Origin of the sequence: Erythrobacter litoralis, from assembly GCF_029760855.1 — a bacterium.
Taxonomy (GTDB): domain Bacteria; phylum Pseudomonadota; class Alphaproteobacteria; order Sphingomonadales; family Sphingomonadaceae; genus Qipengyuania; species Qipengyuania litoralis_A.
Map to the genome: position 1 here is coordinate 122,906 of NZ_SOSI01000005.1, position 13,592 is coordinate 136,497.

A 13,592-nucleotide genomic window follows, 5' to 3' on the forward strand; every position below is an offset into this window, starting at 1 on the left:
ATGCCGGAATGAGCGAAGCGATACTCGAACCCGATCTCCCGATCGTCGATCCTCACCATCACTTGTGGGATCTCCGCCCTCTTCTTTCCGCCTTCCCGGAACCGAGGCACGACTTCGTCGAAGCGATCGCGGGTGCGGCCTATTACACCTTCGACGAACTGCTCGCCGATACCCGGTCCGGCCACAACGTCGTGGGAACGGTCTTCATGGAGTGCGGCGCTTTCTACGATGCCGCGCGCGGCAATATGATGAAGCCGGTCGGCGAGGTCGAGTTCGTGAACGGAGTCGCCGCGCAGGGCGCCAGCGGCCTCTATGGCGATTACCGGCCCTGCGCCGCTATAATCGGCCATGCCGACCTGACGCTCGGCGATGCGGTCACACCGGTGATCGAAGCGCTTACGGCGGCCGGCAATGGCCGGTTCAAGGGCATCCGCCATGCCGCCGCCTGGGATGCCGACCCGGACGTATTAGGCCCGCCCTTCCATGCGCCTGAAGGTCTGTACGGGTCCGACGCCTTTCGCGAAGGTTTTGCAGCCTATGGTCAGTACGGCCTGACGTTCGATGCCTGGCTGCTGGAGCCGCAGCTCGGCGATGTCCTGGACCTAGCGCGTGCGTTTCCCGATCAGACCATCGTTCTCGATCACTGCGGAACCCCGCTCAACATCGCAAGCTATCGCGGTTCCCTGCCCGACCATTTCGAGCGGTGGCAGAGCAATATTCGCCTGATCGCGGACTGTCCCAACGTTCGCGTGAAACTCGGCGGGCTGGCCATGGCTTTCTGCGGCATGCCGGAAGAGGGGCCGTTCGACCGGCACGGCGGCAGTGGTTACGCGTCGGAGGAACTGGCCGAACAGTGGAAGCCGTATATCGAAACCTGCATCGAAGCTTTCGGCGTAGATCGAGCGATGTTCGAATCCAACTATCCGGTCGATCGGTGGGGGGCAAGCTATCCCGTCCTGTGGAATACCTTCAAGAGACTGGCGAAGGGCGCGAGCGATGCGGAAAAGCGCGCCCTTTTCGCAGGAACGGCGGCAAAGACCTACGGGATCGAGCACGTTCTCCCTTGATCCGCGTGCATTCCGCTCTCGACAAGAGAATGCGCGCCCAATAGCGAACGATGGTTTCATTCCGCAACTGAAAGGCCTGCCAATGACCCTGCCCGCCCCGTTCGACAAATTGCGCCTGCCGGTGATCGGCTCGCCGTTGTTCATCGTTTCGGGTCCGGAACTGGTCATCGCCCAATGCAAGGCCGGCATCGTCGGAAGTTTCCCTGCCTTGAACGCGCGTCCGCAAAGCGAGCTGGACGAATGGCTGCACAGGATCACAGAAGAGCTGGCGCAGCATAATCGTGACAATCCCGAACGGCCCGCCGCGCCGTTCGCCGTCAATCAGATCGTCCACCGCTCCAACGACCGGATCGAGGCGGATATGGCGACCTGCGCCAAATGGCAGGTGCCTTTGGTCATCACCTCGCTTGGTGCGCGCGAGGAAATCTTCGATGCAGTGCGCGGCTGGGGCGGCATCACGATGCACGACGTCATCAACAACACGTTCGCTCACAAGGCGATCGAGAAAGGCGCCGACGGCCTTATCCCGGTCGCGGCCGGGGCGGGAGGGCACGCGGGAACGCTCAGTCCATTCGCCCTGATGCAGGAAATCCGGGAATGGTTTGACGGACTGGTGGCGCTGTCCGGTTCCATCGGCCACGGCCGCTCCATCCTCGCGGCGCAGGCACTCGGCGCGGACTTCGCCTATATCGGCTCCCCCTGGATCGCGACCGAGGAAGCCAATGCCGCAGACGGATACAAGAACGGTATCGTAGAGGGGAATGCGGACGGGATCGTTTACTCCAACCTCTTTACCGGCGTGCACGGAAATTACCTACGCTCCAGCATCGAGAATGCCGGTCTCGATCCCGATAACCTGCCGCAAAGCGATCCAAGCAAGATGAACTTCGGTAGCGGCGGCAATACGAAGGCGAAGGCCTGGAAGGACATCTGGGGTTCGGGCCAGGGCATCGGCACGGTGCGCGAGGTCGCTCCGGTGGAAGCGATGGTCGCGCGGCTCGAACAGGAATACGAAGCTGCGAAGGGTGCGCTTCGGGCGGCTTAAGACTTTCGATCAACCTCTTTGTATGGGGGGCGGAGTTTGATCTGAGTCTCCGATGTTTTAGAAGATCCCGGCGCTCAACCCTTCCGCCAGAGCTTCGCCCAGTTTGCGCGCTTCGGCCAAGCGATCTTCGGGCACGGTCTTGTCGGCCAAAATCGCTTCCGGCGTCTGGGCTTGCGTGTTCACGATCATCGGTTCCGCCACCCGCTTAAGGCGCCAACCCTTGGCGATCCGGTCGATTTGATTCTGAGCCCCCTCCCCGTCAGATCCGGCGGCTATGATCGTCGCATAGGCCCGACCTTCCAGCTTGCCGAGAACGGGGTAATAGCAGCGGTCGAACATCTCTTTCATCATCCCGCTCATCGTGGCGAGATTTTCTGGACAGACGAACAGATAGCCCTGCGCGGCAAGCAAATCTCCGGGCGCGACCCGCTCGGCATCCAGCAGGCGGGCATGCTTGCCCGCACCTTGCGCGGCTGCGTCGGCAAGCGCCTGGGCAGTTCGGGTGCGGCTATGCCATGCGATCAGGAGGGGAGGATGGCCCATCCAGCCATCCTCCCCCGTCCGGCTGTCGATTGTCAAATGCCGCGCCTTTCCCCTCGGCATTTCAAAGGCTAAGAAAACCCATGGCTTCCACCGCGCTCAATCACGTCTTCGGCGTCGCCCGTTCGCTCACCGGTAAGGCATGGCGCTGGCGTGGGGGCAACATGGAACTAGGCGGCGGCTCGCTCGGCAATGGCGATGCGATCGTACGGCAATTGCTGCTGTCGCGCGGCGTGGCCGAAGCGGACCTTGCTCGCAATCTCGCGCCCACCCTGCGGGACTTCTTGCCCGATCCGAGCGAGTTCAACGATATGGACGCCGCCGCCGATCGGCTGGCGCAAGCCGTTCTCTCGCGAGAAAAGATCACGATCTACGGCGATTACGACGTCGACGGCGCGACCAGCAGCGCGCTTCTTATCCGTTTGCTGCGCGATCTCGGCGTGTCGGCCGACTATTACATCCCGGACCGTTTGCTGGAAGGCTACGGCCCAAGCGGCGAGGCTCTGGTTCGCTTGGCCGAACAGGGATGCAGTCTCATCGTCACCGTCGATTGCGGTGCCATGGCACACGATGCCTTGAAGCAAGCGCGCGAGGCGGGCGTGGACGTCATCGTCGTCGATCACCACAAATGCGCGCCCGACCTTCCGGAAGCCGCCGCGCTGGTCAATCCGAATCGGCTGGACGAGAACGATCTTGCCGCTGCGCATGGCCATCTCGCAGCAGTGGGCGTCGCGTTCCTGCTCGCTATTGCTCTAGTACGCGTGCTCCGTCAGCGCGGCTACTTCACAGACCGGGAGGAGCCCAACCTGATGGTCTTGCTCGATCTGGTGGCGCTCGGGACGGTGGCCGACGTTGCCGCGCTGCACGGGTTGAACCGCGCGTTCGTGGCGCAGGGGCTCAAGGTGATGGCGCGGCGAGATAATATCGGCATGGCAGCCCTGATCGATGCGAGCCGACTAAAGCGCGCTCCGATATGCTCGGATCTCGGTTTCGCGCTGGGTCCCCGGATCAATGCGGGCGGCCGCGTCGGCGAATCGACGCTCGGCGTGCGGTTGCTCACAACGCAGGATGCGGAAGAAGCGCGCGCCATCGCTGCGCAGCTTTCGACCCTCAACGAGGATCGCCGCGCAATCGAAGCGGAGGTTCAGGCGGCAGCGGAAGACCAGCTTGCAGGCCAGCACAACCGCGCCGTGCATGTCCTGGCGGGCAGCGGCTGGCATCCCGGCGTAATCGGAATCGTCGCGGGGCGCATCAAGGAAAAGACCGGTAAGCCCTCGCTTGTGGTCGCCCTCGATGCCGAAAGCGGACAGGGCAAGGGATCGGGCCGGTCGATCGCGGGCGTGGACCTTGGCGCAGCGATCATTCGTGCGCGGGAAGACGGAATGCTCGTTGCCGGCGGCGGGCACGCCATGGCGGCGGGCCTGACCGTTGCCGCCGACAAACTGGAGGCGTTCGGCGACTGGCTCGACGCACATCTCGAAAGTCACGTGGCCCGCGCTTCCGCCAGCGCCGAGATGCTGCTCGATCTCGCGGTCGCACCGGGCGGCATGACCGCCGATCTCGTGTCCTCGCTGGATGGCGGAGGTCCTTACGGCATGGGCTGGCCCGGCCCACGCCTTGCGGTGGGACCGGTACGCCTCGTAAAGTGCGACGTCGTGGGAACCGACCATGTTCGCATCATAGCAGCAGGCGAAGATGGCCGCAGCTTCAAGGCGATCGCCTTTCGCGCGGCGGAGAGCGAATTGGGCCAGACATTGCTCAACGCCTCGCGCGGCCGGCGGCTGTGGCTGGCGGGCCGGGTCAAGCTCGACGATTGGGGCCATACGCCTGCCGCAGAACTTCATCTGGAAGATGCCGCCTTCGCCGACTGAACCTCGGGCGGCGTCTATCGGCAATTGCAGGGTTGACGCTTACCACGCCCCCGCCTAAGTGCCCGGCCACGCCACCGACCCGGCAACGGGACTGGCCCCTTCGTCTAGCGGTTAGGACGCGGCCCTTTCACGGCTGAAACACGGGTTCGATTCCCGTAGGGGTCACCATCGGTGGCGTTTTTCCTTCCTTGCTGAACCACGGCAACGGCCCCTTCGTCTAGCGGTCAGGACGCGGCCCTCTCACGGCTGAAACACGGGTTCGATTCCCGTAGGGGTCACCACTCCGCAAATTGCATGTCATGGATTTGCAACAAACCTGTCGCTATGCGCGGCGAGGTGAACCGGTCTTCCTTTCCTCGCTATGCTTTCGGCTTCGCGCTGCTGACATGCTTGGGCATGGTGTTTCAGGGGGTCGGATGGGGCTTGGCTCTACTGGTGCTTTTGCTCTGGACCGTGACTCTCGTACTAGCGGCTATTCGCCCCCCACCTCCAATAGAACGCGTTGATCGCTCTGCCATGTCGCGAGACATGATGAGCGATCTTATCGAGCATTCGCAGACGCCGGTCGTCATTACGGAGCGCGGACGGATAACGATTGCCAATCACGAAGCGCGCGATCTGCTTGGAACGCATATTGTCGGGCAAGATGCGCGCATGGCGTTGCGGCAACCGGAAGCAGTGCAGCTGCTCGAGAACGACGCGGATGGGGCAGCCGTCGTACGCGGCCTCGCACGGCGGCGCGATATTTGGCGCGTCAACCGTAAGCAGCTTGGCCCCGATATGGCGGTCATCGAATTCGTCAATCGGACCGCGGAAGCGGATATCTCGCGCGCGCACACGGATTTCGTTGCAAATGCCAGCCATGAATTGCGCACGCCTCTCGCGTCGATCCTGGGCTACGTCGAAACCCTGCGGGACGATGTCGATCACCTCGACCCGAAAGTCGCCGACAAGTTTCTCGGGACCATCCAGCGTGAGGCCAGACGCCTGCAGGATCTGGTAAGCGATCTGATGTCGCTTTCCCGTATCGAAGCGGAAAAGCACGATATGCCGAGTGACGAGATCGACTTTTCGGGTCTCGTCGAGCGGGCGGCGCGCGATGGCGCGGGCGCCGAAAGGGCGGAGCGTCTCGATCTCGATGTCGCGCCGAACTGCGTGGTACGCGGCGATGCGCAACAGCTCGAACAGTTGGTGCGCAATCTCGTCGACAATGCATTCAAGTACGGCTCGTCAAGCGAACCCGTAAGCGTGCGATTGGCCGCGAATGAAATGCGCAAAGTGTATCTCTGCGTTCAGGACCGCGGAGAAGGCATCTCTGCGGAGCATCTGCCTCATCTGACCCGCCGATTCTATCGCACCGATCCAAGCCGAAGCCGCGCTTCCGGCGGCACCGGTTTGGGCTTGGCGATCGTTAAACACATCGTCGAACGCCATCGCGGGAAGTTGGATATCGAAAGCGAACGAGGGATCGGCACGACGATCAAGGTGCGACTGCCTCTCGCGCTGAACGAGTGAATGGTGAATGGTGAATGGTGAATGGTGAATGCGATCGCCGCGACCGTCATTTAAATGCAATAAAAACGTCATATCGCGCACCCTCTCGCCAACGGACGACTGGGCCCGATATGGTTCGCAAACGATTCGCCATCGGCGGGGCATTGCTACTTACAACTTATCTTTCCACGCCTGCCTTCGCTCAGACACCGTCGGACAATAGCCCGACCTCTGATGAGATCGCGGAATTGAAGGCGCAACTCGAAGCGCTTTCTCAGCGCGTAGAGTCGTTGGAGAGCGAACTCGAAATGGCGCGGGTGGCGAGCAATGCCGAGACGGTTGTACCGTCGATCCCACTCGCAAATTCGGCCGGTCAGGGTCGAATCGCCCGGTCCCCTCCTTCGCTCACACAGGAACTCCGGCCTACCGCCACTGAGGTCGAAACTGTTACATTTAAAGGCGGTCCACTCATCGAAAACCCCGGCGGTTGGAGTTTCAAACCGCGTGGTCGGCTGAACATCGACGCGGGAGCGGTAGCACTGCCCGATGGCGTTGCCGCGGAAGAAGGATTCAGCAGCGAAGTTCGCCGTGCACGTCTTGGTGCAGAAGGCACGATACCTGGCGGTTTCGGGTACAAGTTCGAAGTCGAGTTCGCTGGGAACAATCTCGAACTCACCGATGCCTTGATGTTCTACTCCGACGGCGGTTTGTGGATCCTCGCTGGCCAGCACAATACGTTTCAGTCGCTCGAAGAATTGACCAGCGCTCGCTTTACCAGCTTTATCGAACGGGCTGCCTTTACGGACGCATTCAATTTCGAACGGCGGCTTGGGGTGAGTATTCAATACGAAAAAGGCGACCTGCTTTTCCAAGGCGGCGCGTTTAGCGACAATTCGGCAGATTTGCCGAGCAAAAATTACAGTTTCGATGGTCGCGCCGTTTGGATCCCGAAGTTTGGAGATACGCAGTTCCACCTTGGCGGCTCTCTCCATTTGACGGGTGTCGAAGGCGATGGGTCGGTGAGGTATCGTCAGCGTCCACTTGTGCGTTTCACGGCGACTCGACTAATCGATACGAAGGAAATCGAAGCGGAGCGCGAATTCGGTATCGGATTGGAGACGGCCCTGATTGCCGGACCTTTCCACGCGGCCGGCGAAACCCATTGGCAGACGGTGGAGCGTCCTGGTGAACTGACAGATCCGACCTTCTTCGGTGGGTATCTCGAAACGGGCTTGTTCCTCACGCCGAACGACACGCGCGGTTATAAAGAAGGATTATTCGATCGGGTAAGACCGGTGAGAGAGATCGGTGAAGGGGGGATCGGCGCGGTGCAGGTTGCAGCGCGCTACGATTATCTCGACCTCAACGACTTGAACATTTTCGGAGGCATCCAAAATGCCTACCAATTCTCCCTAATCTGGACTCCGACCGATTACACGCGCCTGTTGCTGACTTACGGGCGGACGGATTACACAGATGCCGTGCTTCCGGATGAAAACGGTAATTCCGATTACGGCGTCGACAGCCTCGGTGTTCGCGCGCAGGTCGATTTCTAGAGCTTCGTGACAAGCCTTTAATCCGTAACAATCCAGTCATACTGGCGCTCGCAGATGGAAGGGAAACTACACATGAAAGCGGTATTGAGCATTTCGCTTGTCGGCGCGGCAGCGCTAACTTTGGCGGCATGCGGCGACGGGTCGGGCTCGCGCGACTTCATCCGAGCCGTCGGGTCCTCGACCGTGTACCCCTTTGCCAAAGCGGTTTCGGAGAGTTTCAGCCGGGATTATCCCGAATTCAAATCTCCCGTGATCGAAGCGATCGGTTCGGGTGCGGGTATCGCCAGCTTCTGTGAAGGTCAGGGCCCGAATACGCCTGACATTGCCAATGCCTCGCGTCGGATGAAGGCCAGCGAATTCGCCACCTGCCAGGCCAATGGCGTGAACGACATCGTGGAAATTCAGGTTGGCCTCGATGGGATCGCGTTCGCAGCGGCGAATAACGGAATCTCCATGAACCTGACGCCGAAGATCGTATACGAAGCGCTTGCCGCCAACCCTTATGGCGAGCCTCAGACCGCCGAGAATTGGAGCGATGTCGACCCGTCGCTGCCGGACCTGCCCATTCTGGTTTACGGTCCGCCCTCGACCTCCGGTACACGCGACGCACTGAAGGAACTTGTGCTGGAGCCAGGCTGCGCCACCAATTCCGAAATGGAAGCGTTGGAGGCGTCTGACGAGGATCAGTACGATCGGGTCTGCACCGAAGTTCGTTCCGATGGCGCTTATGTCGATCAAGGCGAACAGGACAATCTTATCGTCCAGAAAATCGAGAGCAATCCGAACTCGGTCGGGATATTCGGTTATTCCTACCTCGAAGAAAATCTAGACCGGCTCAGCGGCTTGCGGATGAACGGCGTCGAGCCGACTTACGACAACATCGCGAGCTTCGAATATCCAGGTGCGCGTCCGCTTTACATGTATGTGAAGAAAACGCACATCAACGCGATACCCGGCCTGAAGCAGTATCTCGCGCAATGGCCGAAGATGTGGGAAAAAGGCGGCCGCCTTGCCAGTATCGGCCTCGTTGCTTCCCCGCCCGAGGCGGCGGCGGCCAGCGCCGAGGCTGCCACGCAATATACCACGCTCGACGGTTCGCAGTTGCAGTAGGTTCCCTTTGCGGAACGCGCTATGTCGGCCACGATACTTCTTCTACTTGCGCTCGGCCTGGGTTTGGCGGGCTGGCTTGCCGCCAGAGCCCGCGCCTGGGCCTTTCGGCGGCAGAGCGACGATGGCAGGCTTGGGAGCTTGCCGAATTACCACGCGTGGTATGTCGCGCTCTGGATAGTAATTCCGACCTTGGCGTTTGCGCTTGTTTGGACAGCCATTGCTCCGGGACTGATCACCCAATCGGTCTTGGGAACGCCGGAGGCATCGAGCCTCCCCGCATTCGGCTTCGAGCGGACCAATATTCTGAATGAAGCCCGCGCCGTTGCCACGGGCAATGCCATGGGCGTTTTCAATCCCGCTGCCGAAGGTTTGGTCCAGCCCTATCGAAGTGCGATACAGCGCTATTCCATCATCGGACTCATAGTCACTTTGTTGATCGCTTTTGCGGGCGGCGCCTTTGCGTTTCTTCGGTTGAAGCCCGATTTCGCCGCGCGCAATCGGGTAGAGCGGATCGTGATGGCCATCCTTCTGGTGGCGTCGCTCGTAGCGATCCTCACTACCGTCGGAATATTCGCCAGCCTGATCTTCGAAACGGTTCGCTTCTTTGGCATGGTCAGTCCGCTGGACTTCCTGTTCGGAACGCACTGGTCGCCCGACCCGATGGCCAATCCGGACAATCCGCAAAGCGACCGCTACGGAGCAATTCCGCTCTTCTGGGGCACGATCTACATCGGTGCGATTATCGCAATGATCGTTGCAATCCCGCTCGGATTGATGAGCGCGATCTATCTGACGCAATACGCCAATCCGAAGCTGCGCGCATGGATCAAGCCTGCGCTCGAGGTACTCGCTGGTGTACCGACGGTCGTGTACGGCTATTTCGCAGCTTTGACGATCGCTCCTGCTATCCGGGATGCCGCGGCCGCTATGGGTGTTTCGAACCCCTCGAGCGAGAGCGCGTTAGCCGCGGGACTTGTAATGGGCGTGATGATCATCCCCTTCGTCTCTTCGATGGCCGACGACTCCATCGCTGCCGTTCCCCAGGCGATGCGGGACGGCAGCCTGGCAATGGGCGCAACGACAAACGAAACGATCAGCCGCGTGCTCGTGCCGGCGGCCCTTCCCGGAATTGTAGCGGGCGTCATGCTCGCCATCAGCCGTGCGATTGGCGAAACGATGATCGTGGTCATGGCTGCATCGACTGCTGCCAACCTGACAGGCAATCCCTTGGAATCGATGACGACCGTCACGGTGCAGATCGTCGCGATGCTCACCGGCGAAGGCAGCTTCGACCATCCTGCCACTCTGAGTGCCTTCGCGCTCGGTTTCGTCCTCTTTCTGGTAACGCTGGCGCTCAACTTCTTCGCCCTGCGCGTCGTGAAACGGTATCGCGAAGCTTATGAGTAACGCTCCCAACCAGATGCGCACGGCCGCGTTCGAGAAGCGCTTGGCGAAGCGGTATGCCGCAGAGAAACGGTTCAAGTTCCTCGGCATGGCGGCCATCGTTTTTTCGGTGGCGGTGCTGCTGTTCCTGCTCGGTACAATGTTGTCGAACGGGCTCGGCGGGTTCCAGCGCGCCGAAGTGCGCGTCCCGATCGATTTCACGCAAGCCGGGCTTTCCCTCGACCCGACCCTCCCAAGTGCTGCCGAGGCGACCCGCGCGCTCGAAGCGCAAGGCTTGCCTGCTACCGTGGAATACTTCGCAGGCGAGGCGTTAGGGCCTGATGCTGCGCGGGAGGTAAGCCAGCAAGCATGGCGCGACGTCGCAGCGGCGATCTATGCCGATCCGCAAATCCTGCGAGGTCAAGAAACGTTCTGGTTGCCCGCCTCCGCCGACCTCGCTTCGGGCCTCAACGACGAGGGTTCGCAAGAAATGCGTGCGCTCGCGTCGGAACTCGAACAGAGCGGCGATCTCTCGAAGCGCTTCGACGGCGGATTTCTCGCTCGTTCGGATGCGACTGACCCTGGACAGGTCGGCATTTGGAGTGCGTTGAAGGGCTCAATTCTTACGATGGCCGTGACCCTCGCGCTCGCCTTTCCGATCGGCGTGTTAGCAGCTCTCTATCTCGAAGAGTACGCTCCCAAGAACCGCTGGACCGACATTATCGAAGTTTCGATCAATAACCTTGCTGCGGTCCCTTCGATTATTTTCGGGCTGTTGGGCCTTGCCGTATTCCTCGGCCTGTTTCCCAACCTGCGCTCCGCCCCCATCATCGGTGGGTTGACGCTCGCCCTCATGACCATGCCGGTCATCGTCATCTCGGGCCGCAATGCGATCAAAGCGGTACCGCCCAGCATTCGCGATGGTGCGCTGGCGATCGGAGCCAGCCCGGTGCAAGTCGTATTCCACCACGTGCTTCCCTTGGCCTTGCCCGGCATTCTGACCGGCACCATCATCGGCATGGCTCGCGCGCTTGGCGAAACGGCTCCCTTGCTGATGATCGGCATGCGCGCCTTCGTGGCGACCCCGCCCGCCGATTTCACTTCGCCTGCAACCGTGCTACCGGTGCAAATCTTCCTCTGGTCCGACGAGATCGATCGCGGTTTCGTCGAGCGGACCAGCGCCGCCATCATCGTGCTATTGATCTTCCTGCTGGTGATGAACGGCCTCGCAATTTACCTGCGCAACAAATTCGAGAAAAAGTGGTGACCCTAGTTCACGACAATTTGGAACAGACCGACGCGAAAATGAGTGCGCGTGATGTCTCGGTCTATTACGGTTCGAAGAAAGCGATCGACGAAGTCTCGATCGACATTCCGACCGACTATGTGACCGCATTCATCGGCCCCTCCGGCTGCGGAAAATCGACGTTCTTGCGGACGATGAACCGCATGAACGATACGATCGCATCCGCCCGGGTCGAAGGAGAGATCGAACTTGACGGGCAGAATATCTACAATCCCAAACTCGATGTCGTGCAATTGAGGGCACGTGTCGGCATGGTTTTCCAGAAGCCCAATCCTTTCCCGAAATCGATCTATGAGAACATCGCTTACGGTCCAAAGATTCACGGTCTGGCAGATGGCAAGACCGAATTGGATGAGATCGTCGAGCGTTCGCTTACCCGGGCCGGGCTTTGGAACGAGGTGAAGGATCGGCTGGACGATAGCGGCACGGCGCTTTCGGGCGGGCAGCAACAGCGCTTGTGCATCGCGCGTGCCATCGCCGTCGATCCCGAAGTGATCCTGATGGACGAGCCCTGTTCCGCGCTCGATCCCATCGCGACGGCGAAGATCGAGGAACTCATCAGCGAGCTACACGGGCGCTACGCCATCGTGATCGTCACGCATTCGATGCAGCAGGCGGCCCGCGTCAGCCAGCGCACCGCGTTCTTCCATCTGGGAAAAATCGTGGAGTACGGAAGAACTTCGGATATCTTTACCAACCCGAAAGAGCAAAAGACGCAGGACTACATTACGGGGCGGTACGGGTGATGCAGGAACATACTGTTAAAGCGTTCGACGAGGACATCACGCGCCTTCGCGGTTTGATCGCGGAAATGGGCGGATTGGCCGAAGTCGCAATTCAAGAAGCACTGGACGCTCTCGTTCGAGGCGACAACGCGCTCGCGAAAAAAGTCGTTAAGGCCGATAAGAAGATCGACGCCCTCGAAAGCGAGATCGACAAACTGGCGGTGCGGATCATCGCACTACGCGCCCCCATGGCGGACGACTTGCGTGAAGTCATCGCTGCTCTGAAGATCGCGGGTGTGGTCGAGCGGATCGGCGATTATTCGAAGAATATCGCCAAGGCGAGCCAGCAGATTGGCGACAACCGCAAACGCTTCGAACCGTTAACACTGCTTCCCGCCATGGCGGAAGTTGCCAGTGAAATGGTGCACGATGTGCTTACGGCATATGCCGCACGTGATCCCGAGCTCGCACGAGAAGTCATTGCGACCGACGAGAAGGTCGATGCGTTCTACAATTCGATCTTCCGCAATCTCGTCAGCCACATGGTTGAAAATCCGGCTACCATTTCGAGTGCGGCACAGCTTTTGTTCGTCGCGCGTAATCTCGAGCGTATTGGCGACCACGCTACGAATGTCGCCGAAATGGTCCATTTTGCAGCGACCGGAAACTATCCCATCGACGAAGACGGCTGACACAAAACCGTAGCCTAGTTGTCATACCAGTCGGAAATTACCTTCAGGGTAACAGAAAGGCGCACGCGTGAAGCCGGCTAAATTGCTTTTGGTAGAAGACGATCCGGCACTTGCCGAACTTCTCGAGTATCGGTTCGTCAACGAAGGCTATTCGGTTCGAACGACGCCGGACGGTGACGAAGCCTTGCTGTTCGCCAGCGAGGATACGCCCGATCTCGTCATTCTCGACTGGATGATCGAAGGCACGAGCGGGATCGAAGTCTGCCGCCGTCTGCGCCGCGACAAGGCTACGGCCCACGTGCCGATCATAATGCTAACGGCACGCGAAACCGAAGATGATCGAGTGCGCGGCTTGGAAACCGGTGCCGACGATTATCTGACCAAGCCATTCAGCCCGCGCGAACTCCTCGCCCGGGTCGCGGCGGTCATGCGACGCATCCGGCCGGTTCTCGCGGGCGAGACGATCGAGGTCGGCGATCTGTCGCTTGATCCCGTCGCCCACCGGGTCACGCGGCGCGGACAGACCATGCGGCTCGGCCCGACCGAGTACCGGATGCTCAAGTTTTTCATGGAAAGCCCCGGTCGGGTCTTCAGCCGCAACCAGTTGCTCGATGGTGTCTGGGGCACGGAAAGCGATATCGAGCTGCGTACGGTCGACGTTCATATCCGCCGGCTTCGCAAGGCGATCGAGATCAACGGGGCGGACGATCCGATCCGCACCGTTCGCAGCGCGGGCTATTCGATCGAGCCTGCATAATGTAGCTTCGAACAAGCCGCGTCATCGCGGCGATGCTTCCGGAGTA

General features: G+C 60.4%; 12 protein-coding genes and 2 tRNA genes. 13 read left to right on the forward strand and 1 reads right to left on the reverse strand.

All coding sequences use genetic code 11. The features are described from left to right. The first annotated feature begins 8 nt into the window (after positions 1-8). Together E3U23_RS10705 and E3U23_RS10710 are read left to right on the forward strand one after the other, a co-directional pair. On the forward strand, positions 9-1,067 hold the full coding sequence (locus E3U23_RS10705; RefSeq protein ID WP_279351259.1) for an amidohydrolase family protein: 1,059 nt from the start codon (positions 9-11) through the stop codon (positions 1,065-1,067). Between the two features lie 82 nt (positions 1,068-1,149). Beyond that, positions 1,150-2,112 (forward strand): NAD(P)H-dependent flavin oxidoreductase, encoded by a 963-nt coding sequence (locus E3U23_RS10710; RefSeq protein ID WP_279351260.1) that lies wholly within the window; start codon positions 1,150-1,152, stop codon positions 2,110-2,112. 57 nt (positions 2,113-2,169) lie between these two features. Here the strand turns inward: E3U23_RS10710 and E3U23_RS10715 are convergent, their stop codons facing one another. Then, positions 2,170-2,655 carry a flavodoxin family protein gene (locus tag E3U23_RS10715; protein WP_279351424.1) on the reverse strand — a complete coding sequence of 162 codons (486 nt, stop codon included), beginning with the start codon at positions 2,653-2,655 and terminating at the stop codon, positions 2,170-2,172. 80 nt (positions 2,656-2,735) lie between these two features. On the opposite strand from E3U23_RS10715, the gene recJ reads away from it, so the two are divergent. The 11 genes from recJ (at position 2,736) to phoB (ending at position 13,546) form a co-directional block, all read left to right on the forward strand. Further along, positions 2,736-4,523: a single-stranded-DNA-specific exonuclease RecJ gene (gene recJ / locus E3U23_RS10720; RefSeq protein ID WP_279351261.1), complete on the forward strand. Its 1,788-nt coding sequence runs from the start codon at positions 2,736-2,738 to the stop codon at positions 4,521-4,523. A gap of 93 nt (positions 4,524-4,616) precedes the next feature. After that, positions 4,617-4,691: transfer RNA gene (locus tag E3U23_RS10725), tRNA-Glu, on the forward strand. 38 nt (positions 4,692-4,729) lie between these two features. Further along, positions 4,730-4,804 (forward strand) — tRNA-Glu (locus tag E3U23_RS10730). Between the two features lie 247 nt (positions 4,805-5,051). After that, positions 5,052-6,038 (forward strand): sensor histidine kinase, encoded by a 987-nt coding sequence (locus tag E3U23_RS10735; RefSeq protein WP_279351262.1) that lies wholly within the window; start codon positions 5,052-5,054, stop codon positions 6,036-6,038. 110 nt (positions 6,039-6,148) lie between these two features. Further along, positions 6,149-7,573: an OprO/OprP family phosphate-selective porin gene (locus tag E3U23_RS10740; protein ID WP_279351263.1), complete on the forward strand. Its 1,425-nt coding sequence runs from the start codon at positions 6,149-6,151 to the stop codon at positions 7,571-7,573. Positions 7,574-7,645: 72 nt separating this feature from the next. After that, positions 7,646-8,683 carry a substrate-binding domain-containing protein gene (locus tag E3U23_RS10745; protein ID WP_279351264.1) on the forward strand — a complete coding sequence of 346 codons (1,038 nt, stop codon included), beginning with the start codon at positions 7,646-7,648 and terminating at the stop codon, positions 8,681-8,683. Between the two features lie 21 nt (positions 8,684-8,704). After that, a complete protein-coding gene (gene pstC / locus E3U23_RS10750) occupies positions 8,705-10,090 on the forward strand; it encodes a phosphate ABC transporter permease subunit PstC (protein ID WP_279351265.1) in 1,386 nt (461 codons plus the stop codon). Beyond that, positions 10,083-11,333: a phosphate ABC transporter permease PstA gene (gene pstA, locus E3U23_RS10755; protein WP_279351266.1), complete on the forward strand. Its 1,251-nt coding sequence runs from the start codon at positions 10,083-10,085 to the stop codon at positions 11,331-11,333. The genes pstC and pstA overlap by 8 nt, the downstream gene beginning before the upstream one ends. Positions 11,334-11,371: 38 nt before the next feature. Continuing rightward, a complete protein-coding gene (pstB, locus tag E3U23_RS10760; protein ID WP_279351425.1) occupies positions 11,372-12,118 on the forward strand; it encodes a phosphate ABC transporter ATP-binding protein PstB in 747 nt (248 codons plus the stop codon). Next, positions 12,118-12,789, forward strand: coding sequence for a phosphate signaling complex protein PhoU (gene phoU, locus E3U23_RS10765; RefSeq protein WP_279351267.1), 672 nt, complete (start codon positions 12,118-12,120; stop codon positions 12,787-12,789). Before pstB ends, phoU begins: the two co-directional genes overlap by 1 nt. 67 nt (positions 12,790-12,856) lie before the next feature. Continuing rightward, positions 12,857-13,546, forward strand: coding sequence for a phosphate regulon transcriptional regulator PhoB (phoB, locus tag E3U23_RS10770; RefSeq protein ID WP_279351268.1), 690 nt, complete (start codon positions 12,857-12,859; stop codon positions 13,544-13,546). Positions 13,547-13,592 lie beyond the last annotated feature (46 nt).

What these genes read in the sequence shown, in the direction of transcription:
- E3U23_RS10705 (WP_279351259.1), top strand. Translation starts at nt 9, where the DNA reads ATGAGCGAAGCGATACTCGAACCCGATCTCCCGATCGTCGATCCTCAC.
- phoU (WP_279351267.1), top strand. Translation starts at nt 12,118, where the DNA reads ATGCAGGAACATACTGTTAAAGCGTTCGACGAGGACATCACGCGCCTT.
- E3U23_RS10715 (WP_279351424.1), bottom strand. Translation starts at nt 2,655, where the DNA reads ATGGGCCATCCTCCCCTCCTGATCGCATGGCATAGCCGCACCCGAACT.
- E3U23_RS10710 (WP_279351260.1), top strand. Translation starts at nt 1,150, where the DNA reads ATGACCCTGCCCGCCCCGTTCGACAAATTGCGCCTGCCGGTGATCGGC.
- E3U23_RS10745 (WP_279351264.1), top strand. Translation starts at nt 7,646, where the DNA reads ATGAAAGCGGTATTGAGCATTTCGCTTGTCGGCGCGGCAGCGCTAACT.
- pstC (WP_279351265.1), top strand. Translation starts at nt 8,705, where the DNA reads ATGTCGGCCACGATACTTCTTCTACTTGCGCTCGGCCTGGGTTTGGCG.
- recJ (WP_279351261.1), top strand. Translation starts at nt 2,736, where the DNA reads ATGGCTTCCACCGCGCTCAATCACGTCTTCGGCGTCGCCCGTTCGCTC.
- pstA (WP_279351266.1), top strand. Translation starts at nt 10,083, where the DNA reads ATGAGTAACGCTCCCAACCAGATGCGCACGGCCGCGTTCGAGAAGCGC.
- E3U23_RS10735 (WP_279351262.1), top strand. Translation starts at nt 5,052, where the DNA reads ATGATGAGCGATCTTATCGAGCATTCGCAGACGCCGGTCGTCATTACG.
- pstB (WP_279351425.1), top strand. Translation starts at nt 11,372, where the DNA reads ATGAGTGCGCGTGATGTCTCGGTCTATTACGGTTCGAAGAAAGCGATC.
- E3U23_RS10740 (WP_279351263.1), top strand. Translation starts at nt 6,149, where the DNA reads ATGGTTCGCAAACGATTCGCCATCGGCGGGGCATTGCTACTTACAACT.